The sequence below is a fragment of the Streptomyces sp. NPDC059668 genome (assembly GCF_042734135.1).
In the GTDB taxonomy this organism is placed as follows: domain Bacteria; phylum Actinomycetota; class Actinomycetes; order Streptomycetales; family Streptomycetaceae; genus Streptomyces.
Map to the genome: position 1 here is coordinate 52485 of NZ_JBHWEL010000041.1, position 22948 is coordinate 75432.

Consider the following 22948-nt stretch of genomic DNA (forward strand, 5'->3'; position numbering starts at 1 on the left):
ACCGAACCCGCCCGCCGCATATGCCGCGGTGCCGCGCCGTCATTGCGGCCTCCGGGTCTCCCCGTAGACATCGCAACCCGTCGCAGTTCCTCGCAGCAGTCACCTCAGCAGTCCACCGCAGTTCCTCGCAGTTCATCGAGAATCTCGCACATCACGCAGCTCAAGGAGAGTCATCGAGCGATGGCCGGTCCAGCGTTCCGCGCCGCCGCCGTCCGGGTGCGCGTCCCCGCCACCAGCGCCAACCTCGGGCCGGGCTTCGACGCCTTCGGCCTGTCACTGGGGCTGTACGACGACGTGGTCGTCCGGGTGGCCGACTCCGGGCTGCACATCGACATCGCGGGTGAGGGCAGCGAGACGCTGCCGCGCGACGAGAACCATCTCCTCGTACGCTCCCTGCGCACCGCCTTCGACCTGCTCGGCGGACAGCCGCGCGGCCTTGAGATCGTCTGCGCCAACCGCATTCCGCACGGACGGGGACTCGGTTCCTCCTCGGCCGCCATCTGCGCCGGAATCGTCGCCGCGCGTGCCGTGACCATAGGCGGCGACAGCAGGCTCGACGACTCCGCGCTGCTGGAACTCGCCACCGAGATCGAAGGGCATCCCGACAATGTCGCGGCCTGCCTGCTCGGTGGTTTCACGCTCTCCTGGATGGAGGCCGGAGCCGCGCGGGCGATCCGGATGGAACCCGCCGATTCCATCGTTCCGGTGGTTTTCGTACCGGGAAAGCCGGTGCTCACCGAGACCGCCCGCGGACTGCTGCCCCGCACCGTCCCGCATGTCGACGCCGCCACGAACGCGGGCCGTGCCGCACTGCTCGTCGAGGCCCTCACCCGGCGCCCCGAGCTGCTGCTGCCCGCCACCGAGGACCGTCTGCACCAGGAGTACCGCGCGCCGGCGATGCCGGAGAGCGCGGCGCTGGTGGAGCGGTTGCGGGCCGACGGCATTCCCGCGGTGATCTCCGGCGCGGGCCCCACCGTCCTCGCGCTCGCCGACGCGGAATCGGCCGACAAAGTCGCTGACCTCGCAGGTCAGGGCTGGGCCGCCAATCGACTGGACCTCGACGCCACGGGGGCGAGTGTGTTGCCGCTCGCGCCCACGGGTGTCCATTAAAAGCGCACGGTTGCCGGATTTCGAGAGGGGGAATGTTTGTTGGATCCGGTAGTGTTAACCTCAAGTCTGCACCCGACCCCACCATGGCGAGGTGCATCGTGTCCCCGTCCGGGACAACCTTTCTTCCGGGAGCCTCCCAAACTGCTTTGTGCCATGCATTGGGTGCTATGCGCTGAGCAGTGCTGAGCACGCTCCGGAACCGGCGTGACCGTGCCGATGTCACCGCAATTCAGTGCCACGGCTCCGGAATCGTCATCACGTCATCACCAGATATGTCTTCCGCCGCTTTGGCGGACCACCGCCCCGGCGCGGTCCACACCACAAGGGACCAAAGCCGGACAGCACAACCGGTCGCCGAGCCAGACAGGCCGACGTCCGCTCCAGGGAAGGACCCTTCGTGAGCGACACCACCGATCTGATGGGCGCGCGTGTCGAGGAGACCGCTGCCGCGCCCGCCACGGACGCCTCTGCCGCGCCTGCCTCCGGTGCCGGCTCCCGGCGGCGCCGCGGTACCGGCCTCGACGGCATGGTGCTGGCCGAGCTTCAGCAGGTCGCGTCCGGCCTCGGTATCAGGGGCACCGCGCGGATGCGCAAGAGCCAGCTGATCGAGGTCATCAAGGAGGCGCAGGCGGGCGGTGCCCCGGCGCAGGCCGCCGAGACCGCCACCGAGGCCAAGCCGAAGCGCCGGGCCACCTCCAAGGCCCGTACCGGCGACGAGGCCGCCCCGGCCGAGAAGAAGGCCGAGAAGGCCGCCGAGAAGGCCGTGGCCCAGCAGCAGATCGAGATCCCCGGCCAGCCCGCCGGAGGCCCCTCCCTCGCGAACGAGGCCGAGCGGGAGGACGTCCCCGCCGGGGAGCGCCGCCGCCGTCGCGCCGTCGCCGAGGCGGGCAGCCCCGAGACGGTCGCCGTCGAGGCGAAGAGCGAGCCGAAGACCGAGACGGGCGGCGAGGCCAAGGGCGACGCCGGTGACGGCGACGGCCGTCAGGGCCGCCGTGACCGCCGGGACCGCGGCGAGCGCGGTGACCGCGAGCGGGGCGGGCGTGAGCGCGACCGCCGCGGCGGCAAGGGCGACGAGCAGCAGCAGGGCCAGGCAGGCGGCGGGCAGCAGCGCCCCGAGCGCCAGGACCGGCAGGACCGTCAGGACCGCCAGCAGCAGCAGGGCGGCGGCCGTCAGGACCGTCAGGACCGCCAGCAGCGTGACAACGGCCCCCAGGACGACGACGACTTCGACGGTGGCCGTCGCGGCCGTCGCGGCCGTTACCGCGACCGCCGCGGCCGTCGTGGCCGCGACGAGTTCGCGACCAACGAGCCGCAGCTCGCGGACGACGACGTCCTGATCCCCGTCGCGGGCATCCTGGACATCCTCGACAACTACGCGTTCATCCGCACCTCGGGCTACCTGCCGGGTCCGAACGACGTGTACGTGTCGCTGGCCCAGGTCCGCAAGAACGGTCTGCGCAAGGGTGACCACGTCACCGGCGCGGTCCGGCAGCCCAAGGACGGCGAGCGCCGCGAGAAGTTCAACGCGCTGGTCCGCCTGGACTCGACCAACGGCATGGCCCCCGACTCCGGGCGCGGGCGACCGGAGTTCAACAAGCTGACGCCGCTGTACCCGCAGGACCGGCTCCGCCTGGAGACCGACCCGGGCGTGCTGACGACCCGGATCATCGACCTCGTCGCGCCGATCGGCAAGGGCCAGCGTGGTCTGATCGTGGCCCCGCCGAAGACCGGCAAGACCATGATCATGCAGGCGATCGCCAACGCGATCACGCACAACAACCCCGAGTGCCACCTGATGGTCGTCCTGGTCGACGAGCGTCCGGAAGAGGTCACCGACATGCAGCGGTCGGTGAAGGGCGAGGTCATCTCCTCGACCTTCGACCGCCCGGCCGAGGACCACACCACGGTCGCCGAGCTCGCCATCGAGCGCGCCAAGCGTCTGGTGGAGCTGGGCCACGACGTCGTCGTGCTGCTCGACTCGATCACGCGTCTGGGCCGTGCGTACAACCTCGCCGCCCCGGCCTCCGGCCGCATCCTGTCCGGTGGTGTCGACTCGACCGCGCTGTACCCGCCGAAGCGGTTCTTCGGCGCGGCGCGCAACATCGAGGACGGCGGCTCGCTGACGATCCTCGCCACCGCGCTCGTCGACACCGGCTCGCGCATGGACGAGGTCATCTTCGAGGAGTTCAAGGGCACCGGCAACGCCGAGCTCAAGCTCGACCGGAAGCTCGCCGACAAGCGCATCTTCCCGGCGGTGGACGTCGACGCGTCCGGTACCCGTAAGGAAGAGATCCTGCTCGGCAGCGACGAGCTCGCGATCACCTGGAAGCTGCGCCGCGTGCTGCACGCGCTCGACCAGCAGCAGGCGATCGAGCTGCTGCTCGACAAGATGAAGCAGACGAAGTCGAACGCGGAGTTCCTTCTGCAGATCCAGAAGACGACGCCGTCGCCGGGCAACGGCAACGACTGACCTGCGCACGACTGAGGGCCGCCCCCGCTGCGGGGGCGGCCCTTCGTGCTGTCCGGCACCGCCGTACGACCCACAGGCTCCCGCCAACGGGCCGGTCCCGGTGGGGACTTGACCGCCGGGACGGATGCGGAAGAAGGCGCCGGCGCGGGCAGCGACGCAGACGCGCACGCCGACGCGGGCCCCGGCCCGTACGCGTCGGCGCGCCGTGTCCGCGGCCGGGTCACCGGTGACGCCGCGGGCGAGACCTTCGCCACAAGGACCGAGGGCGGTCCCGTTTTGGCGTGGCACCGCGTCCGCGGCTGAAAGAGCAGGTGAGCGGGTTTCTGTCGGCACACGCCGGGCTTTCGGCGTGCCCGTCGTGACGGGCGGCGCGCGCATCGCGCTGTGCAACCCTTTGCCGAGTTTCCCCGTCTGACCGTGGGGAGTGACCATGGAGAAGTACGTGTCACGACCACAGACGGGCCTGGCCCTGAGAGACAGGGGTAACCGACAGCACGAGGACTGAGGGAGTACATGCCTGCCGAGACCACGCCGGACCCCGGGACACCGGGCGAGACCGGCACGAGCAGCCCGCGCCGCCGTGCGAAGGGCAGTCGCCGCAAGCCGCGGGGCACGCGTCGCAAGGCCCTGCTCATCACGGCCTGGACCGCGGCGGGCATCGTCGTGCTGGGCGGTACCGGTGTCGGGATCCTGTACTTCAAGCTCAACGACAACCTCAAGTCCGTCGACATCAACCAGGCCCTCGGTTCGGACCGGCCCATGAAGGTCGACAACGGCTCCGAGAACATCCTCGTGCTGGGGTCCGACACCCGGTCCGGCGGCAACGAGAAGCTCGGCGGCGGCGTCGACGACGGCAGCGCCCGCTCGGACACGGCGATGGTCGTGCACATATACGAGGGCCACAAGAAGGCCAGCGTGGTCTCCATACCCCGCGACACCCTCGTCCGGCGCCCCTCCTGCACCGACGCCAAGGGTGTCACCCACGACGCCGCGACCGGCGTCATGTTCAACTCCGCGTACTCCACCGGTGGCGCCACCTGCGCCGTGAAGACCGTCGAGTCCCTGTCCGGCATCCGCATGGACCACTACCTCGAGGTCGACTTCAGCGGCTTCCAGAAGCTCATCGACGATCTGGGCGGTGTCTCGGTCACCACGACCAAGGACATCAAGGACCCCGACAGCCACCTGAACCTCACGGCCGGCCCGCACAAGCTCAACGGCCGGCAGGCCCTCGGTCTGGTCCGCACCCGTCACGGCGTCGGCGACGGCTCCGACCTCGGCCGCATCCAGCTCCAGCAGGCGTTCATCAAGGCCCTGGTCGACCAGGTCAAGCACCTCGGCGTCCTGACCAGCCCCGCGAAGCTCTACCAGCTCGCGGACACCGCCACCAGGACCGTCACCACCGACTCCGACATCGGTTCGGTCAGGGACCTCGCGTCCTTCGCCGACGGCCTCAAGGGCATCGGCTCCTCGCACATGAACATGGTGACGATGCCGGTCCAGTACGACACCGCGGACGCCAACCGTGTCCTGGTCGACGAGACCAAGGCCAAGCTGGTCTGGAACGCCCTCAGGGACGACCGGGCGATTCCGAAGGCCGCCACCGAGGGCACCGCCACAGGTACCGCGAAAGGCGTCGTGAACGCCTCCTGAGGCCCGTACACAGGCCCTGAGCGGCCCGTACACACGCCCGGGAATAGATAATCCGTCCCCCCGGTTTTGGGGGATGCGCCCAGTCCTGGCAGACTGGTACGTCGGCTCCGGTTCACGCACCCGCATCCCGCGGCGGCGACCCGGCGCCCTCCCGAAACTAGGAGACACCTTGAAGCGCGAGATCCACCCCGAGTACGTCGAGACCCAGGTCAGCTGCACCTGTGGCGCGTCGTTCATCACCCGCAGCACGATCGAGTCCGGCACCATCCGTGCCGAGGTCTGCTCCGAGTGCCACCCGTTCTACACGGGCAAGCAGAAGATCCTCGACACCGGTGGCCGCGTGGCCCGCTTCGAGGCCCGCTTCGGCAAGGCTGCCGCTGCCAAGAAGTAGCGAGCCCACAGCGCCGGTCTCCGGCGTCCCCGGCACGGGGGCGCCGGGACCGGCGCTTTGCGGTGCAGCCCCTTCCCCCAGGCTCCCGGCCTCGTCCGGAGCGGGGGACCCCCACGCCGTACCTACGTCCCCGAGCCCTTCACGGAGCGGGGGACAGTCCATTGGAGCCGGAGATGTTCGAGGCGGTCGAGGAACTCATCGGTGAGCACGCCGATCTGGAGAAGAAGCTCGCTGACCCGTCGGTCCACGCCGACCAGGCCAACGCGCGCAAGCTGAACAAGCGCTACGCCGAGCTGACCCCGATCGTCGCGACGTACCGCTCCTGGAAGCAGACCGGGGACGACATCGGGACCGCGAAGGAGTTCGCGGCCGACGACCCCGACTTCGCCGCCGAGGTCAAGGAGCTGGAGAAGCAGCGCGAGCAGCTCACCGAGAAGCTCCGGCTGCTGCTGGTCCCGCGCGACCCCAGCGACGACAAGGACGTCATCCTGGAGATCAAGGCGGGCGCCGGCGGCGACGAGTCCGCCCTCTTCGCCGGCGACCTGCTGCGCATGTACCTGCGCTACGCCGAGCGCGTCGGCTGGAAGACCGAGATCATCGACTCCACCGAGTCCGAGCTCGGCGGCTACAAGGACGTCCAGGTCGCGGTGAAGACCAAGGGCGGCCAGGGCGCCACCGAGCCGGGCCAGGGCGTCTGGGCGCGCCTGAAGTACGAGGGCGGCGTGCACCGCGTGCAGCGTGTGCCGTCCACCGAGTCGCAGGGCCGCATCCACACCTCCGCGGCCGGCGTGCTGGTCACCCCGGAGGCCGAGGAGGTCGACGTCGAGATCCACGCGAACGATCTGCGCATCGACGTCTACCGCTCCTCCGGACCCGGCGGCCAGTCCGTGAACACGACCGACTCCGCGGTGCGCATCACGCACATTCCCACCGGAGTCGTCGCCTCCTGCCAGAACGAGAAGAGCCAGCTGCAGAACAAGGAGCAGGCGATGCGTATCCTGCGCTCCAGGCTCCTCGCGGCGGCGCAGGAGGAAGCGGAACGGGAGGCCGCGGACGCCCGCCGCAGCCAGGTCCGTACCGTCGACCGCTCCGAGAAGATCCGTACGTACAACTTCCCGGAGAACCGCATCTCGGACCACCGCGTCGGATTCAAGGCGTACAACTTGGACCAGGTCCTCGACGGCGACCTCGACGCGATGATCCAGGCCTGCGTCGACGCGGACTCGGCGGCGAAACTCGCCGCCGCGTAAGAAGCTCACGACAACAGCTCAGCCCCGGAGGACCAGCGTGCAGCAACATCTTGGGGGGCGACCCCCAAACCCCCGCGGCGTGCTGCTCGCGGAAGTGGCCCAGGCCACCCAGCGGCTGGCCGACGCCGGCGTGCCCTCACCGCGCAACGACGCGGAGGAGCTCGCCGCGTTCGTGCACGGCGTGAAGCGGGGCGAGCTGCACACCGTCAAGGACGCGGACTTCGACGCCCGCTACTGGGAGGTGATCGCGCGCCGTGAGGCCCGCGAGCCCCTCCAGCACATCACCGGGCACGCCTATTTCCGCTACCTGGAGCTCCAGGTGGGCCCCGGCGTCTTCGTGCCCCGGCCGGAGACCGAGTCGGTGGTCGGCTGGGCCATAGACGCCGTCCGCGCGATGGACGTCGTCGAACCGCTGATCGTCGACCTCTGCACCGGCTCGGGCGCCATCGCGCTCGCTCTCGCGCAGGAGGTCCCGCGCTCCCGGGTGCACGCCGTGGAGCTGTCCGAGGACGCCCTGCGGTGGACGCGCAAGAACGTCGAGGGGTCCAGGGTCGACCTGCGCCAGGGAGACGCCCTGGAGGCCTTCCGCGACCTCGACGGGCAGGTGGACCTGGTGATCTCCAACCCGCCGTACATCCCCCTCACCGAGTGGGAGTACGTGGCGCCGGAGGCCCGGGACCACGACCCGGAACTCGCCCTGTTCTCCGGCGAGGACGGACTCGACCTCATCCGCGGCATCGAGCGCACCGCGCACCGGCTGCTGCGTCCCGGCGGCGTCGTCGTCGTCGAGCACGCCGACACCCAGGGCGGACAGGTGCCGTGGATCTTCACCGAGGAGCGGGGCTGGGCCGACGCGGCCGACCACCCGGACCTCAACAACCGGCCGCGGTTCGCGACCGCCCGCAAGGCGATGCCGTGATGACGCGCATCCCGTCCCCCAGCCAGCAGTACGTGTACGAGGAGGCCCGCTAAATGGCACGGCGATACGACACCAACGACGCGACCGACCGCACGACCGGTCTGCGTGAGGCCGCGTCCGCCGTCCGCCGTGGCGAGCTGGTGGTCCTCCCGACGGACACGGTCTACGGCATCGGTGCCGACGCGTTCACCTCGGAGGCCGTCGCCGACCTGCTCGACGCCAAGGGCCGCGGCCGCAACATGCCCACCCCTGTCCTCATCGGCTCCCCGAACACGCTGCACGGGCTCGTCACGGACTTCTCCGAGATGGCCTGGGAGCTCGTCGACGCGTTCTGGCCGGGCGCCCTGACGCTCGTCGCCAGGCACCAGCCGTCCCTGCAGTGGGACCTGGGGGACACCCGGGGCACGGTGGCCGTGCGCATGCCGCTGCACCCGGTCGCCATCGAACTGCTCACGGAAGTCGGTCCGATGGCCGTCTCCTCCGCGAACCTCACCGGCCACCCGGCGCCGGAGGACTGCGACGCCGCGCAGGACATGCTCGGGGACTCCGTCTCCGTCTACCTGGACGGCGGTCCGACCCCCGGCAACGTGCCCTCCTCGATCGTGGACGTGACCGGCAAGGTGCCCGTACTGCTGCGCGCCGGGGCACTGTCGGCGGAGGAGCTGCGGAAGGTCGTACCCGACCTCGAGGTGGCGAATTGACAGCCCCTGACGCCCCCAGGCTCCCGGGCCCCCTCGACCAGGGGGCACCCCCATGCGTGGCATAGGCACGGGGAACGCGGGGTCCAACGGTTCTCCCGTGGGGTCATTCCGCATCCTCCACGTCAGCACCGGCAACGTGTGCCGCTCGCCCATCACCGAGCGGCTGACCCGCCATGCCCTCGCGGACCGGCTCGGCGACCCCCTGTGGGGCGGCCTGATCGTGGAGAGCGCGGGCACCTGGGGCCACGAGGGCGCGCCCATGGAGGCGAACGCCGAGACCGTCCTCGCGGACTTCGGCGCGGACGCCAGCGGCTTCGTCGGCCGGGAGCTCCTCGACGACCACGTCATCAGGGCCGACCTGGTCCTCACGGCCACCCGCGACCACCGCGCCCAGGTCATCTCCATGGGCCACTCGGCGGGTCTGCGCACCTTCACCCTGAAGGAGTTCACGCGTCTCGTACGGGCCATAGACACGGCGACGCTGCCCCCGCTGGAGGACGGCGTGGTCGAACGCGCCCGCGCCCTGGTGCGGGCCGCCGCGGCGCTGCGCGGGTGGCTGCTGGCCCCGACGGCGGAGGCGGACGAGGTGTACGACCCCTACGGTGCGCCGCTGCCGTTCTTCCGCTCCATCGGGGACGAGATCAACGAGGCACTGGACCCGGTCGTGACGGCGCTGACGGGCGTGCGGGCGAGCGCCTGACACGGACGTGGGACGCGGGCGCGGGACCGGCCCGCGCGGCGCCGGCCGGGGGACGGGCCGCGGCGAGACCGGGCGGTCACGGGATCGCGGTTCTACATTGGACGTAGCGCATCTCGCCGCCCAGGACGTGGCGCACCCCCTGCCGAGGTCCGGAGAACACCATGCCGGTCACACACACGCTGGAAGCGGACGTCCTGCGTCGCCAGGACCCGGAGCTCGCCGAGATCCTGCTCGGGGAGCTGGTGCGGCAGTCGACGACGTTGCAGCTGATCGCGGCCGAGAACTTCACCTCGCCGGCCGTGCTGGCCGCCCTCGGGTCGCCGCTCGCGAACAAGTACGCGGAGGGGTACCCCGGCGCCCGTCACCACGGCGGCTGCGAGATCGTCGACGTCGCCGAGCGCGTGGCCGTGGAGCGCGCCAGGGCCCTCTTCGGCGCCGATCACGCGAATGTGCAGTCCCACTCCGGGTCCTCGGCCGTACTGGCCGCGTACGCCGCGCTGCTGCGCCCCGGTGACACGGTGCTGGCCATGGGGCTGCCCTTCGGCGGTCACCTCACGCACGGATCGCCCGCGAACTTCTCCGGCCGCTGGTTCGACTTCGTCGGCTACGGGGTGGAGGCGGAGTCCGGGCGGATCGACTACGCGCAGGTGCGGACGCTGGCCCGCACGCACCGCCCCAAGGCCATCGTCTGCGGCTCCATCTCCTATCCCCGGCACATCGACTACGCGCTCTTCCGGGAGATCGCCGACGAGGTCGGCGCCTATCTCATCGCCGATGCCGCCCATCCCATCGGGCTGGTCGCCGGAGGAGCCGCGCCCAGCCCGGTGCCGTACGCCGACGTGGTCTGCGCGACGACCCACAAGGTGCTGCGCGGGCCACGCGGCGGCATGATCCTGTGCGGCGCGGAACTGGCCGAGCGCGTCGACCGCGCCGTCTTCCCGTTCACCCAGGGCGGTGCGCAGATGCACACGATCGCCGCCAAGGCCGTCGCGTTCGGCGAGGCGGCGACGCCCGCGTTCACGGCGTACGCCCACCAGGTGGTCGTCAACGCGCGGGCGCTGGCCGAGCGGCTGGCCGCGGAGGGACTCGACCTGACCACGGGCGGCACCGACACCCACATGCTCACCGCCGATCCGGCGCCCTTCGGCCTCGACGGGCGCACCGCGCGCGGGCGGCTCGCCGCCGCCGGCCTGGTCCTCGACACCTGCGCGCTGCCTCACGGGGAGACGCGGGGCCTGCGGCTGGGCACCGCGGCGATGACCACGCAGGGCATGGGCGAAATGGAGATGGCGCAGGTCGCGGCGGTGTTCGCGGCGGTGCTGCGGGGTGGGAAGGACAGCAGGACCGCTCGTGAAGAAGTGCGGGAGCTCACCGGAAGATTTCCGCCCTATCCGGACCTCTGAGGGGTACACGCACTCGTGTGCACAGCCACTCGTGCAACCATCGTCGCTACCCGGAAGTCCTCAGCCGTATGCGCGCATCGCTAGGGTGTGGGACTGAGATGGCCAGCGAGACCTGTGGGGAAGCCCGTGCGTGAATATCTGCTGACGCTCTGTGTCACGGCCGCGGTGACGTATCTGCTGACCGGGCCGGTACGGAAGTTCGCGATCGTGGCCGGAGCCATGCCGCAGATCCGGGCACGGGACGTGCACCGGGAACCCACCCCGCGGCTCGGCGGCATCGCGATGTTCTTCGGTCTGTGCGCCGGACTGCTGGTCGCCGACCACCTGACGAACCTCAACGCGGTCTTCTCGAACTCCAACGAGCCGCGCGCGCTGCTCTCCGGGGCGGCGCTGATCTGGCTGATCGGCGTGCTGGACGACAAGTTCGAGATCGACGCCCTGATCAAGCTGGGCGGCCAGATGATCGCCGCGGGCGTGATGGTCATGCAGGGTCTGACGATCCTGTGGCTGCCGGTCCCCGGTGTGGGGCTGGTGGCCCTCACGCAGTGGCAGGGCACCCTGCTGACGGTGGCGCTGGTGGTCATCACGATCAACGCGGTGAACTTCGTCGACGGCCTCGACGGGCTCGCCGCCGGCATGGTGTGCATCGCCTCCGCCGCGTTCTTCCTGTACGCCTACCGGATCTGGTACTCGTACGGCATCGAGGCCGCCGCCCCGGCGACGCTGTTCGCGGCGATCCTCATGGGCATGTGCCTGGGCTTCCTGCCGCACAACATGCATCCCGCGCGGATCTTCATGGGCGACTCCGGCTCGATGCTCATCGGCCTGGTGCTGGCCGCGGGCGCGATCTCCATCACGGGGCAGATCGACCCCGACGTGATGAACCTGTTCACCGGTTCCCCGCGCAACACCGTGCACCAGACGGTGCCCGTGTTCATCCCGCTGCTGCTGCCGCTGACGATCATCGCGATCCCGGCCGCCGACCTCGTGCTCGCCATCGTGCGGCGCACCTGGCGCGGACAGTCGCCGTTCGCCGCCGACCGCGGGCATCTGCACCACCGTCTGCTGGAGGTCGGCCACTCGCACAGCAGGGCCGTGCTGATCATGTACTTCTGGTCGGCGCTCATCGCCTTCGGCGCCCTCGCCTACTCGGTGAACTCGGGAGCCATGTGGAGCGTGCTCGGTATCGCGGCGCTCAGCGCGGTCGGCCTCGTGCTGCTCCTGCTGCCGCGCTTCACCCCGCGTGCTCCGCGCTGGGCCGAGCACCTGGTGCCGCCGCGCTACCGGCGTCGTCGCGCCGCCGCCCTGGCGCTCCCGGACGACGGGGCCGGGGAGCCGGCCGCGCAGGGGTCCGAGGCCGCCCGGGAGCGGGCGGACGACGACCAGGAACAGCGTCCCCAGGTCGTCGTCGGAGTCTCAGGAGTCAACGGGGCGACGGCAATTGGCACCCGCGCGCGCGTCCTGGACCGTCGCGGGGCCGAAAGTTCACGCTGACGCAAAGTAAGAATTGTGCAAGAGCCGCCAGCGGCAAACCGCTCCAATACCAGACAAGTTGCCCGTTATTTTGCACAGACGCGCAGGTTCACTCTCATGTGTGACAGCGAGCACACCATCTAGGTAAAGACCGCATCAAATAGTTTGTGATACGGTTCACGAGAACCCGGCGTAGAGCCGAAGGACCGTAGTGAGACGGTCCCTTGGCGTGAGGATCCCTCTCGACCCGGGACTACGCTCGTCCATGACGACACCCTGCCCCCCTTAGCAAGCGGAGTTGCCGCCATGCCGTCCAATGACGCCCGGATTCTCCTTCAGGCCGCCGTGCCCACAGCTGCCGTCGGCGCGATCGCCGCCGTGGTCAGCGGTGTGGTCGCGGGTGGCAAGGGAGCGCTCGGGGCGGTCGTCGCGACGCTGGTCGTGATCCTGTTCATGGGCATCGGGCTCTATGTTCTGCAGCGCACCGCCAAATCGCTTCCGCACCTGTTCCAGGCGATGGGCCTCCTGCTCTACACGGCACAGATTCTTCTGCTGTTCATCTTCGTCGCCGCGTTCAAGAACACGACGCTGTTCAACCCCAAAGCCTTCGCGATCACCCTGGTCGCCGCCACGCTCGCGTGGATCGGCGCACAGGCGCGTGCCCACATGAACGCCAAGATCCTTTATGTCGAGCCCGACTCCGCGAAGGGCGACAAGCCCGAAAAAACGGGGCACTCGTCGTGAGGGGTAGGGCCGGGATAAGTGCCTGTAGGAGATCCTGCTATCGTCCGGTGCCAACTGCGGCATCGCGGGCGCGGGCATCTGAGCTGACGCCTGCTCAATCGCGAGGCTTGATGCCCCACAGCCGCCCTCCCATCCGTAACACCAGTCCAGTGCCGAACCGCGGCTGCGCGCCGCGCCGACACAACGAGGTTGCCGTACCTATGCGCCACGCTGAAGGAGCCCGCGGTGAGTGCTGACCCGACGCAGGTGCTCGCCTTCGAGACCGACTGCCACATCTTCGACGGCTGTGGCTTCCCGGCTCCCGGCCTGCACTCGTTCCTGTTCAAGCCCCTCGTGGGCGACGGGGACAGCAACTTGTACTTCAACAAGACGATGCTGCTGGCGCTGCTCGGCTCGATCATCATCGTCGCCTTCTTCTGGGCGGCCTTCCGCAAGCCGAAGGTCGTCCCGGGCAAGCTCCAGATGGTCGCCGAGACGGGTTACGACTTCGTCCGGCGCGGCATCGTCTACGAGACCATCGGCAAGAAGGAAGGCGAGAAGTACGTACCGCTCGTCGTCTCGCTCTTCTTCTTCGTCTGGATGATGAACCTCTGGTCGATCGTGCCGGTCGCCCAGTTCCCGGTCACGGCGATCATCTCGTACCCCGTGGTGCTCGCCCTGATCGTCTACGTCCTGTGGGTCTCGCTGACCTTCAAGCGTCATGGCTTCGTCGGCGCCTTCAAGAACTTCACGGGATACGACAAGTCGCTCGGCCCGGTGCTGCCGCTGGCCATGCTGATCGAGTTCTTCTCGAACCTGATCGTCCGGCCCTTCACGCACGCGGTCCGACTCTTCGCGAACATGTTCGCCGGCCATACGCTGCTGCTGCTCTTCACGATCGCCAGCTGGTACCTGCTCAACGGCATCGGGATCGCCTACGCGGGCGTGTCGTTCATCATGGTGATCGTCATGACGGCCTTCGAGCTGTTCATCCAGGCCCTGCAGGCGTATGTGTTCGTGCTGCTGACCTGCTCCTTCATCCAGGGCGCGCTGGCCGAGCACCACTGAGCGCCCGCTTCTCGACCCCGCAGTCGTCCGGTGGCCAACCCCCACCGGTCCGTAAAGAAAAGGAAGAACTGGCATGTCCCAGACCCTTGCCGCTGTCTCCGGCTCGCTCGGCTCGATCGGTTACGGCCTCGCGGCCATCGGCCCCGGCGTCGGCGTCGGCATCATCTTCGGTAACGGCACCCAGGCGCTCGCCCGTCAGCCTGAGGCCGCCGGTCTGATCCGCGCCAACCAGATTCTCGGCTTCGCCTTCTGTGAGGCGCTCGCCCTCATCGGTCTGGTCATGCCGTTCGTCTACGGCGTGTGACGTCGGATCGACGACAGCCCACTAGACGAAAGGCACTGATATGAGCCAGCTGCTCATTCTGGCGGCCGAGCAGGAGAACCCGCTCGTCCCGCCGATCCCTGAGCTTGTCATCGGCCTGATCGCCTTCGTCATCGTCTTCGGCTTCCTCGCCAAGAAGCTCCTTCCGAACATCAACAAGGTTCTGGACGAGCGTCGCGAGGCCATCGAGGGCGGTATCGAGAAGGCCGAGGCCGCTCAGACCGAGGCCCAGAGCGTGCTGGAGCAGTACAAGGCCCAGCTCGCCGAAGCCCGGCACGAGGCCGCGCGGCTGCGCCAGGAGGCGCAGGAGCAGGGCGCCACGCTCATCGCAGAGATGCGTGCGGAAGGCCAGCGGCAGCGTGAGGAGATCATCGCCGCCGGTCACTCGCAGATCGAGGCCGACCGCAAGGCCGCTTCCCAGGCGCTGCGTCAGGACGTGGGCAAGCTCGCCACCGACCTGGCCGGCAAGCTCGTCGGTGAGTCCCTCGAGGACCACGCCCGGCAGAGCCGCGTCATCGACCGCTTCCTCGACGAGCTCGAGGAGAAGGCCGAGGCGACTCGATGACAGCGCACGGAGCGAGCCGCGAGGCATTCGCTGCAGCCCGTGAGCGTCTCGACGCGCTGACGGACTCGACGTCCGTGGACGCGGCCCGGCTCGGCGACGAGCTGGCCGGCGTCACCGCCCTGCTCGACCGCGAGGTGTCGCTGCGCCGGGTCCTGACCGACCCGTCGCAGCCCGGTGAGGCCAAGGCCGAGCTCGCCCAGCGCCTGCTGGGCGGCCAGGTCGGCGGTCCGGCCGCGGACCTGGTGGCCGGTCTGGTGCGCTCGCGCTGGTCGCAGTCGCGCAACCTGGTGGACACGCTGGAGGAGCTGGCGAACATCGCCGACCTCACGGCTGCCCAGCGGGCGAACACGCTCGACGACGTCGAGGACGAGCTGTTCCGGTTCGGCCGGATCGTCTCCTCGAACACCGAGCTGCGTGCCGCGCTGACCGACCGCACCGCCTCGAAGGCGGCCAGGAGCGAGCTGGTGCACAACCTGCTCGGCGGGCGTGCCAACGCGACCACCGAGCGTCTGGTGACGCGCCTTGTGACCGTGCCGCGTGGACGTAGCCTGGAGGCGGGACTCGAGTCCCTGTCCAAGCTCGCCGCCGAGCGCCGGGACCGCATGGTCGCCGTCGTCACCTCGGCGGTCCCGCTGAGCGACGGCCAGAAGCAGCGCCTCGGCGCCGCCCTGGCGAAGCTCTACGGCCGCCCGATGCACCTCAACCTCGACGTGGACCCCGAGGTCCTCGGCGGGATCCGGGTGCAGGTCGGTGACGAGGTCATCAACGGCGCCATCTCGGACCGGCTCGACGACGCCGGCCGCCGCATGGCCGGCTAGCAGCAACTCAATACGCGTAACACGTTGTACTTACGGCCCTGGTTGGGCCGTGCAGAGGATTCCTGGGGACTGACCCCAGACCCCCAAGAACACTTCGGGCCCAACAAGGAGAGCAGGGAACCCAGATGGCGGAGCTCACGATCCGGCCGGAGGAGATCCGGGACGCGCTGGAGAACTTTGTCCAGTCGTACCAGCCGGACGCGGCCTCGCGCGAGGAGGTCGGTACGGTCACCGTCGCCGGCGACGGTATTGCCAAGATCGAGGGTCTTCCCTCGGCCATGGCGAACGAGCTGCTGAAGTTCGAGGACGGGACCCTCGGTCTCGCGCTGAACCTGGAAGAGCGCGAGATCGGTGCGGTCGTCCTCGGCGAGTTCAGCGGTATCGAAGAGGGCCAGCCGGTGCACCGCACCGGTGAGGTGCTGTCCGTCGCCGTGGGCGAGGGCTACCTCGGCCGCGTCGTCGACCCGCTCGGCAACCCGATCGACGGCCTCGGCGAGATCGAGACGTCCGGCCGCCGCGCCCTCGAGCTGCAGGCCCCGGGCGTCATGGTCCGCAAGTCGGTGCACGAGCCGATGGAGACCGGCTACAAGGCCGTCGACGCGATGACCCCGGTCGGCCGCGGCCAGCGTCAGCTGATCATCGGTGACCGTCAGACCGGCAAGACCGCGCTGGCCGTCGACACGATCATCAACCAGCGCGACAACTGGCGCTCGGGCGACCCGAAGAAGCAGGTCCGCTGCATCTACGTCGCCATCGGTCAGAAGGGCTCCACCATCGCCTCCGTGCGAGGTGCCCTGGAAGAGGCCGGCGCGCTCGAGTACACGACCATCGTCGCCGCCCCGGCGTCCGACCCGGCCGGCTTCAAGTACCTGGCGCCGTACACCGGTTCGGCCATCGGCCAGCACTGGATGTACGACGGCAAGCACGTCCTCATCATCTTCGACGACCTCTCGAAGCAGGCCGACGCCTACCGCGCCGTGTCCCTGCTGCTGCGCCGTCCGCCGGGGCGCGAGGCCTACCCCGGTGACGTCTTCTACCTGCACTCCCGTCTGCTGGAGCGCTGCGCGAAGCTCTCCGACGAGATGGGCGCCGGTTCGATGACGGGTCTGCCGATCGTCGAGACCAAGGCGAACGACGTGTCGGCGTTCATCCCGACCAACGTCATCTCCATCACCGACGGCCAGTGCTTCCTGGAGTCCGACCTGTTCAACGCCGGCCAGCGTCCGGCCCTGAACGTCGGTATCTCGGTCTCCCGCGTCGGTGGCTCCGCCCAGCACAAGGCGATGAAGCAGGTCTCCGGCCGGCTCCGTCTCGACCTCGCCCAGTACCGTGAGCTGGAGGCGTTCGCCGCCTTCGGTTCCGACCTGGACGCCGCGTCGAAGTCGCAGCTGGAGCGCGGTCAGCGTCTGGTCGAGCTGCTCAAGCAGTCTCAGTACCAGCCGATGCCGACCGAGGACCAGGTCGTCTCCGTGTGGGCCGGTACCACCGGCAAGATGGACGACGTACCGGTCTCCGACGTCCGCCGCTTCGAGAAGGAGCTCCTGGAGTTCCTGCACCGCAAGGAGCAGGGCCTCATGACCTCCATCAAGGAGGGCGGCAAGATGTCGGACGACACCCTCACCGCCGTCGCGGACGCCATCGCGGACTTCAAGAAGCAGTTCGAGACCTCGGACGGGAAGCTTCTCGGCGAGGACGCTCCGGCCGCCGCCAAGTGACGTAAGGAAGGGACCTGACTCATGGGAGCCCAGCTCCGGGTCTACAAGCGTCGCATCCGATCCGTCACCGCGACCAAGAAGATCACCAAGGCGATGGAGATGATCGCCGCCTCGCGTGTCGTCAAGGCGCAGCGCAAGGTGGCGGCCTCCGCGCCGTACGCGACCGAGCTCACCCGCGCGGTCACGGCGGTCGGTACCGGTTCGAACACCAAGCACCCGCTGACCACCGAGGCGGAGACGGCGACCCGTTCCGCGGTGCTGCTCCTCACGAGCGACCGCGGACTGGCCGGCGCCTTCAACTCCAACGCCATCAAGGCGGCGGAGCTGCTGACCGCCCGTCTCGCGGCCGAGGGCAAGGAGGTCGACACGTACATCGTCGGCCGCCGCGGTCTGGCCCACTACCACTTCCGCGAGCGCACGGTCGTGGAGTCGTGGTCGGGCTTCACCGACGAGCCCACCTACGCGGACGCGAAGAAGGTCGCGGGTCCGCTCATCGAGGCCATCGAGAAGGAGACGGCGGACGGCGGCGTGGATGAACTCCACATCGTCTACACCGAGTTCGTCTCGATGATGACGCAGACGGCGATCGACAGCCGACTGCTTCCGCTGCGCCTCGAAGAGGTCGCGGAGGAGACGTCCGACTCGGGCGAGATCCTTCCGCTGTACGAGTTCGAGCCATCGGCGGAGGACGTCCTCGACGCCCTGCTGCCGCGCTACGTCGAGAGCCGTATCTACAACGCGCTGCTCCAGTCGGCTGCCTCCAAGCACGCCGCCACGCGCCGCGCGATGAAGTCGGCGACCGACAACGCGGGAGACTTGATCACCACGCTCTCCCGCCTTGCCAATGCGGCCCGCCAGGCCGAAATCACCCAGGAAATCAGCGAGATCGTCGGTGGCTCCGCAGCCCTTGCCGACGCGACCGCGGGGAGTGACAAGTAATGACGACGACTTCTGAGACGGCCGTTGCCACGGGCCGCGTCGCCCGGGTCATCGGCCCGGTCGTCGACGTGGAGTTCCCCGTCGACGCGATGCCGGACATCTACAACGCCCTTCACGTCGAGGTGGCCGACCCGGCCAAGGCCGGCGAGAAGAAGACGCTGACCCTGGAGGTCGCCCAGCACCTGGGTGACGGCCTGGTCCGCACGATCTCCATGCAGCCCACCGACGGTCTGGTCCGCCAGGCCGCGGTCACCGACAGCGGTACCGGCATCACGGTCCCGGTCGGTGACTTCACCAAGGGCAAGGTGTTCAACACCCTCGGTGAGGTGCTGAACTCCGACGAGAAGTACTCGGGCGAGCGCTGGTCCATCCACCGCAAGGCCCCGCGCTTCGACGAGCTCGAGTCGAAGACCGAGATGTTCGAGACCGGCGTCAAGGTCATCGACCTTCTCACCCCGTACGTCAAGGGTGGAAAGATCGGTCTGTTCGGTGGTGCCGGTGTCGGCAAGACGGTGCTCATCCAGGAGATGATCTACCGCGTCGCCAACAACCACGACGGTGTCTCCGTGTTCGCCGGTGTCGGTGAGCGCACCCGTGAGGGCAACGACCTCATCGAGGAGATGTCGGACTCGGGCGTCATCGACAAGACCGCCCTTGTCTTCGGCCAGATGGACGAGCCCCCGGGCACCCGTCTGCGCGTGGCCCTCGCGGGTCTGACCATGGCGGAGTACTTCCGCGATGTGCAGAAGCAGGACGTGCTGTTCTTCATCGACAACATCTTCCGCTTCACGCAGGCCGGTTCCGAGGTCTCGACCCTGCTCGGCCGTATGCCCTCCGCGGTGGGCTACCAGCCGAACCTGGCCGACGAGATGGGTCTCCTCCAGGAGCGCATCACCTCGACCCGTGGTCACTCGATCACCTCGATGCAGGCGATCTACGTCCCCGCGGACGACCTGACCGACCCGGCCCCGGCCACCACGTTCGCCCACCTCGACGCGACGACGGTGCTCTCCCGTCCGATCTCGGAGAAGGGCATCTACCCGGCCGTGGACCCGCTGGACTCCACGTCCCGCATCCTGGACCCGCGGTACATCGCCGCGGACCACTACGCGACCGCGATGCGCGTCAAGTCGGTCCTCCAGAAGTACAAGGACCTTCAGGACATCATCGCGATCCTCGGTATCGACGAGCTGGGCGAGGAGGACAAGCTCACCGTCCACCGTGCCCGTCGCGTGGAGCGCTTCCTGTCCCAGAACACCCACGTCGCCAAGCAGTTCACCGGCGTCGACGGGTCGGACGTCCCGCTGGACGAGTCGATCGTGGCCTTCAACGCGATCATCGACGGTGAGTACGACCACTTCCCGGAGCAGGCGTTCTTCCTGTGCGGTGGCATTGAGGACCTCAAGGCCAACGCCAAGGAGCTCGGCGTCTCCTGAACCTCGTGTTCGTGAGTGAGGGGGGCGGGGCCGCACCTCGCGGGGTGTGTCCCGTCCCCCTCCGTACGCCCATTAGACTTTGACCCAACACCCGGCGGCAACGGCCGGGTGGTGACCCGAGGAGCCCACCTTGGCTGCTGAGCTGCATGTCGAGCTCGTCGCCGCGGACCGCAGTGTCTGGTCCGGCGAGGCCACCCTGGTCGTCGCGCGTACCACGTCCGGCGACATCGGCGTCATGCCCGGTCACCAGCCGCTTCTCGGTGTGCTGGAATCGGGCCCGGTGACCATCCGTACGAGTGACGGTGGAACGGTCGTCGCCGCGGTGCACGGCGGTTTCATCTCGTTCGCGGACAACAAGCTGTCGCTGCTGGCCGAGATCGCCGAGCTGTCGGACGAGATCGACGTCCAGCGCGTGGAGCGCGAGCTCGAGCGCGCGAAGGCGGAGGGCGACGCCTCCGCCGAGCGTCGGGCGGATGTCCGACTGCGGGCGGTGTCGGCGCGCTGATCCGGGGGCACCTCCCGGACCCTTAGGGTACTGGGGGAGTGCCGAGTGATGCTTTGCCTCAGCCGCGGCTGGGACCGGATGATTCCGGCCCCGGCCGCGGCTGAGGCGAATGCGGAGGTTTTTTCTTTTCCGTTACCTAGGAGACGAGGAGGTCGGTGTCGATGGTCCTCGCTCTGACTGTGTGCGGATTGGTAGTGGCTCTCGTGGTGGTGGGGCTGTTCGTCTTCGGCCTCCGCCGCCGGCTCATCCAGCGTTCCGGCGGCACGTTCGACTGCAGCCTGCGCTGGGACGTGCCCGAGAAGAGCGACACCAGCGGCAAGGGCTGGGGCTACGGCGTCGCCCGCTACAACGGCGACCGCATCGAGTGGTACCGGGTCTTCTCGTACTCCCCCCGCCCGCGCCGGGTGCTGGAGCGGTCGGCGATCGAGGTGGCCGGCCGGCGCGCCCCGGACGGCGAGGAGGAGCTCGCGCTGCTCTCCGACGCGATCATCCTGACGTGTGTCCACCGGGGCACGCGGCTGGAACTTGCGATGAGCGAGGACGCGCTGACCGGTTTCCTCGCGTGGCTGGAGGCGGCCCCGCCCGGCCAGCGCGTGAACGTCGCCTGACCGTCGCCCGTCGTCGTCCGTGAACCGGGAAGACCGCCGCGGACGGACCCGGAGGTCCGCCCGCGGCGGCTGATGCGTGAGGGTGCGGGGTCAGCTCAGGCCGGTGTTGACGGCGCTGACCAGTTCACCGTTGCTGGTGTCGCCGCTGAAGTCCCAGAAGAACGCGCCGCCCAGACCCTGGGTCTTGGCCCACGACATCTTCGTGCCGATGGTGGCCGGGGTGTCGTAGGACCACCAGTTGTTGCCGCAGTGCGCGTACGCGGTTCCGGCGACCGTGCCGGTGGCCGGGCAGGACGTCTTGAGGACCTTGTAGTCCTCGATGCCCTGCTCGTACGTGCCCGCCGCGGGTCCGGTCGCCGTGCCGCCCGGCGCGTCCTGGGTGACGCCCGTCCAGCCTCGGCCGTAGAAGCCGATGCCGATCAGCAGCTTGTTCGCGGGTACGCCCTTCGCCTTGAACTTGGCGATCGCGTCGGCCGTGGTGAAGCCGGGCGTCGGGATGCCGTTGTACGAGGTGAGCGGGGAGTGCGGGGCGGTCGGGCCCTGTGCGGCGAACGCGCCGAAGAAGTCGTACGTCATCACGTTGTACCAGTCGACGTACTGCGAGGCGCCCGCGTAGTCGGCGGCGTCGATCTTGCCGCCGGAGGTGCCGTCGGCCGTGGTGGCCGCGGTGACCAGGTTGCCCGTGCCGAACTTGGCGCGCAGGGCCTGCATCAGGTTCTTGTAGGCCGCGGCGCCGCTGGTGTCACAGGACAGACCGCAGGCGTTCGGGTACTCCCAGTCGATGTCGATGCCGTCGAAGACGTCGGCCCAGCGCGGGTCCTCCACGAGGTTGTAGCAGGACTGCGCGAAGGCGGCCGGGTTGGCGGCGGCCTGGGCGAAGCCGCCGGACCAGGTCCAGCCGCCGAAGGACCAGAGGATCTTGATGTTCGGGTACTTGGCCTTCAGTTCGCGCAGCTGGTTGAAGTTGCCGCGCAGCGGCTGGTCCCAGGTGTCGGCGACACCGCTGACCGACTGGTCGGCGGTGAAGGCCTTGTCGTAGTCGGCGTAGGAGTCGCCGATCGCGCACTGGCCGTTGGTGACGTTGCCGAAGGCGTAGTTGATGTGCGTGATCTTCGCGGCCGAGCCCGACGTCACCAGGTTCTTGACGTTGTAGTTGCGGCCGTAGATGCCCCACTCGGTGAAGTAGCCGAGCTTGATGGCCTTGCCGGTGGGCGGCGGCGTGGTGGTGCCGCCGGTGGTGTGCACCGAGACCGCGCCGCTGGCCGGACCGGTCTGGTCGGCGGTGTCACGGGCCTGGACGGTGTACGAGTAGTCGGTGCCGGCGGTCAGCCCGGTGTCCGTGTAGGTCGTACCGGTCACGGTGGCGACCTTGGTGCCGCCGCGCAGGACGTCGTAGTTCTTGATGCCCTTGTCGTCGGTGGCCGCGCTCCAGGAGAGCTTCACCGAGGTGTCGGTGAGGGAGGAGGTGGTGGGAGTGCCGGGCGCGGAGGGCGGGTTGTCGCCGGGGACGGTGGTGCCGCCGTCACAACTGGCGCCGTTCAGCGTGCAGTTGGAGGGGGAGCCGGAGCCGGCGCCGTTGAAGCCGAAGGAGACGGAGGCACCTGCGGCGAGGGTGCCGTTGTAGGACTTGTTCTTGGCGGTCCAGTGGGTGCCGGAGTTGGTGACGTCCGCGTCCCACGCCGAGGTGACGGACGTGCCGGAGGGGAAGTCCCAGTTGATCGTCCAGGAGCTGATGGCGGTGGTGCCGGTGTTCTTGACGGTCCACTGGCCGCCGAAGCCCGTACCCCAGTCCTGGGTCTTGGTGTAGGTGGCGGTGGCGGAGGTGGCCGCATGGGCGGGGCTCGCGAGGCCGACCAGGGCGGCGAGGGGGAGGAGCAGGGTGGTGAGACCTGCCACTGTTTTCTGTCGGGCTCTGTGCCGGAAGCGCATGATGCCTCTCCTCGGGGGTGTCGTGGGCATGACTGAGCGCAGTGCGGTGAGAATAGAAAGGTCTGGACCATAGGTCAATAGGTCTGGACCAGTGAACGCAGTACTGCGCTGAAGCCTCAACTGCCGTGGAGAGGAAGCGGGGGGGGGGGGGGGGGGTGTGGGTGGGTGTGGTGAGGAAGCAGAAGATGAAGAAGTCCTGGGAGATTGTGTGTGGGCGAGTCACAAAGCGCGCGCGCCCAAGGCAAGAGAC

General features: G+C 69.1%; 21 protein-coding genes. 20 read left to right on the forward strand and 1 reads right to left on the reverse strand.

Translation table 11 applies throughout. From position 1 onward, the window contains the following. Window positions 1-180 precede the first annotated feature (180 nt). From thrB to ACFV2J_RS26335, 20 genes are all read left to right on the forward strand, one after another. A complete protein-coding gene (thrB, locus tag ACFV2J_RS26240) occupies window positions 181-1110 on the forward strand; it encodes a homoserine kinase (RefSeq protein WP_385081451.1) in 930 nt (309 codons plus the stop codon). 397 nt (window positions 1111-1507) lie between these two features. Further along, window positions 1508-3580 (forward strand): transcription termination factor Rho, encoded by a 2073-nt coding sequence (gene rho, locus ACFV2J_RS26245; RefSeq protein WP_385440933.1) that lies wholly within the window; start codon window positions 1508-1510, stop codon window positions 3578-3580. 513 nt (window positions 3581-4093) lie between these two features. After that, entirely contained in the window at window positions 4094-5233 is a 1140-nt protein-coding gene (locus tag ACFV2J_RS26250) for an LCP family protein (RefSeq protein WP_385081453.1), read from the forward strand. 169 nt (window positions 5234-5402) lie between these two features. Continuing rightward, entirely contained in the window at window positions 5403-5624 is a 222-nt protein-coding gene (gene rpmE / locus ACFV2J_RS26255; RefSeq protein WP_266701393.1) for a 50S ribosomal protein L31, read from the forward strand. Window positions 5625-5797: 173 nt separating this feature from the next. Next, on the forward strand, window positions 5798-6874 hold the full coding sequence (prfA, locus tag ACFV2J_RS26260; protein WP_385081454.1) for a peptide chain release factor 1: 1077 nt from the start codon (window positions 5798-5800) through the stop codon (window positions 6872-6874). 79 nt (window positions 6875-6953) lie between these two features. Beyond that, window positions 6954-7793 (forward strand): peptide chain release factor N(5)-glutamine methyltransferase, encoded by an 840-nt coding sequence (prmC, locus tag ACFV2J_RS26265; protein ID WP_148010474.1) that lies wholly within the window; start codon window positions 6954-6956, stop codon window positions 7791-7793. A gap of 53 nt (window positions 7794-7846) precedes the next feature. Beyond that, complete coding sequence (locus ACFV2J_RS26270) at window positions 7847-8494, forward strand: L-threonylcarbamoyladenylate synthase (protein ID WP_385081455.1); 648 nt, start codon at window positions 7847-7849, stop codon at window positions 8492-8494. A gap of 52 nt (window positions 8495-8546) precedes the next feature. Next, window positions 8547-9194: a protein-tyrosine-phosphatase gene (locus ACFV2J_RS26275; RefSeq protein WP_385081456.1), complete on the forward strand. Its 648-nt coding sequence runs from the start codon at window positions 8547-8549 to the stop codon at window positions 9192-9194. A gap of 161 nt (window positions 9195-9355) precedes the next feature. Beyond that, window positions 9356-10597 (forward strand): serine hydroxymethyltransferase, encoded by a 1242-nt coding sequence (glyA, locus tag ACFV2J_RS26280; protein ID WP_385081458.1) that lies wholly within the window; start codon window positions 9356-9358, stop codon window positions 10595-10597. Window positions 10598-10723: 126 nt separating this feature from the next. Next, window positions 10724-12091, forward strand: a complete 1368-nt coding sequence (locus ACFV2J_RS26285; RefSeq protein ID WP_385081460.1) for an MraY family glycosyltransferase — start codon at window positions 10724-10726, stop codon at window positions 12089-12091. Between the two features lie 285 nt (window positions 12092-12376). Further along, a complete protein-coding gene (locus ACFV2J_RS26290; RefSeq protein WP_385081461.1) occupies window positions 12377-12814 on the forward strand; it encodes a hypothetical protein in 438 nt (145 codons plus the stop codon). 225 nt (window positions 12815-13039) lie between these two features. Then, on the forward strand, window positions 13040-13861 hold the full coding sequence (atpB, locus tag ACFV2J_RS26295) for a F0F1 ATP synthase subunit A (protein WP_385081462.1): 822 nt from the start codon (window positions 13040-13042) through the stop codon (window positions 13859-13861). A gap of 73 nt (window positions 13862-13934) precedes the next feature. Continuing rightward, on the forward strand, window positions 13935-14165 hold the full coding sequence (gene atpE, locus ACFV2J_RS26300; protein WP_031039373.1) for an ATP synthase F0 subunit C: 231 nt from the start codon (window positions 13935-13937) through the stop codon (window positions 14163-14165). Window positions 14166-14205: 40 nt separating this feature from the next. Further along, on the forward strand, window positions 14206-14748 hold the full coding sequence (locus ACFV2J_RS26305; protein ID WP_153288578.1) for a F0F1 ATP synthase subunit B: 543 nt from the start codon (window positions 14206-14208) through the stop codon (window positions 14746-14748). Next, entirely contained in the window at window positions 14745-15566 is an 822-nt protein-coding gene (locus tag ACFV2J_RS26310) for a F0F1 ATP synthase subunit delta (protein ID WP_385081464.1), read from the forward strand. The genes ACFV2J_RS26305 and ACFV2J_RS26310 overlap by 4 nt, the downstream gene beginning before the upstream one ends. A 125-nt stretch (window positions 15567-15691) precedes the next feature. Then, window positions 15692-17281, forward strand: a complete 1590-nt coding sequence (gene atpA, locus ACFV2J_RS26315) for a F0F1 ATP synthase subunit alpha (protein WP_385081465.1) — start codon at window positions 15692-15694, stop codon at window positions 17279-17281. Window positions 17282-17302: 21 nt separating this feature from the next. Continuing rightward, window positions 17303-18220 (forward strand): F0F1 ATP synthase subunit gamma, encoded by a 918-nt coding sequence (locus ACFV2J_RS26320; protein ID WP_385081467.1) that lies wholly within the window; start codon window positions 17303-17305, stop codon window positions 18218-18220. Continuing rightward, window positions 18220-19656 carry a F0F1 ATP synthase subunit beta gene (gene atpD, locus ACFV2J_RS26325; RefSeq protein WP_385081468.1) on the forward strand — a complete coding sequence of 479 codons (1437 nt, stop codon included), beginning with the start codon at window positions 18220-18222 and terminating at the stop codon, window positions 19654-19656. Before ACFV2J_RS26320 ends, atpD begins: the two co-directional genes overlap by 1 nt. 130 nt (window positions 19657-19786) lie before the next feature. Then, window positions 19787-20161, forward strand: a complete 375-nt coding sequence (locus tag ACFV2J_RS26330; protein WP_168530269.1) for a F0F1 ATP synthase subunit epsilon — start codon at window positions 19787-19789, stop codon at window positions 20159-20161. 161 nt (window positions 20162-20322) lie between these two features. After that, window positions 20323-20769, forward strand: coding sequence for a DUF2550 domain-containing protein (locus tag ACFV2J_RS26335; protein ID WP_356270241.1), 447 nt, complete (start codon window positions 20323-20325; stop codon window positions 20767-20769). A 90-nt stretch (window positions 20770-20859) separates the two neighbouring features. Here the strand turns inward: ACFV2J_RS26335 and ACFV2J_RS26340 are convergent, their stop codons facing one another. Beyond that, complete coding sequence (locus ACFV2J_RS26340; protein ID WP_385081469.1) at window positions 20860-22698, reverse strand: glycosyl hydrolase family 18 protein; 1839 nt, start codon at window positions 22696-22698, stop codon at window positions 20860-20862. Between the last annotated feature and the right edge of the window lie 250 nt (window positions 22699-22948).

Bases quoted from the DNA above. Each gene is read 5' to 3' on its own strand.
- thrB (WP_385081451.1), top strand. From the start codon at position 181: ATGGCCGGTCCAGCGTTCCGCGCCGCCGCCGTCCGGGTGCGCGTCCCC.
- ACFV2J_RS26250 (WP_385081453.1), top strand. From the start codon at position 4,094: ATGCCTGCCGAGACCACGCCGGACCCCGGGACACCGGGCGAGACCGGC.
- prfA (WP_385081454.1), top strand. From the start codon at position 5,798: ATGTTCGAGGCGGTCGAGGAACTCATCGGTGAGCACGCCGATCTGGAG.
- ACFV2J_RS26270 (WP_385081455.1), top strand. From the start codon at position 7,847: ATGGCACGGCGATACGACACCAACGACGCGACCGACCGCACGACCGGT.
- ACFV2J_RS26275 (WP_385081456.1), top strand. From the start codon at position 8,547: ATGCGTGGCATAGGCACGGGGAACGCGGGGTCCAACGGTTCTCCCGTG.
- glyA (WP_385081458.1), top strand. From the start codon at position 9,356: ATGCCGGTCACACACACGCTGGAAGCGGACGTCCTGCGTCGCCAGGAC.
- ACFV2J_RS26290 (WP_385081461.1), top strand. From the start codon at position 12,377: ATGCCGTCCAATGACGCCCGGATTCTCCTTCAGGCCGCCGTGCCCACA.
- atpE (WP_031039373.1), top strand. From the start codon at position 13,935: ATGTCCCAGACCCTTGCCGCTGTCTCCGGCTCGCTCGGCTCGATCGGT.
- ACFV2J_RS26305 (WP_153288578.1), top strand. From the start codon at position 14,206: ATGAGCCAGCTGCTCATTCTGGCGGCCGAGCAGGAGAACCCGCTCGTC.
- ACFV2J_RS26310 (WP_385081464.1), top strand. From the start codon at position 14,745: ATGACAGCGCACGGAGCGAGCCGCGAGGCATTCGCTGCAGCCCGTGAG.
- atpA (WP_385081465.1), top strand. From the start codon at position 15,692: ATGGCGGAGCTCACGATCCGGCCGGAGGAGATCCGGGACGCGCTGGAG.
- ACFV2J_RS26320 (WP_385081467.1), top strand. From the start codon at position 17,303: ATGGGAGCCCAGCTCCGGGTCTACAAGCGTCGCATCCGATCCGTCACC.
- atpD (WP_385081468.1), top strand. From the start codon at position 18,220: ATGACGACGACTTCTGAGACGGCCGTTGCCACGGGCCGCGTCGCCCGG.
- ACFV2J_RS26335 (WP_356270241.1), top strand. From the start codon at position 20,323: ATGGTCCTCGCTCTGACTGTGTGCGGATTGGTAGTGGCTCTCGTGGTG.
- ACFV2J_RS26340 (WP_385081469.1), bottom strand. From the start codon at position 22,698: ATGCGCTTCCGGCACAGAGCCCGACAGAAAACAGTGGCAGGTCTCACC.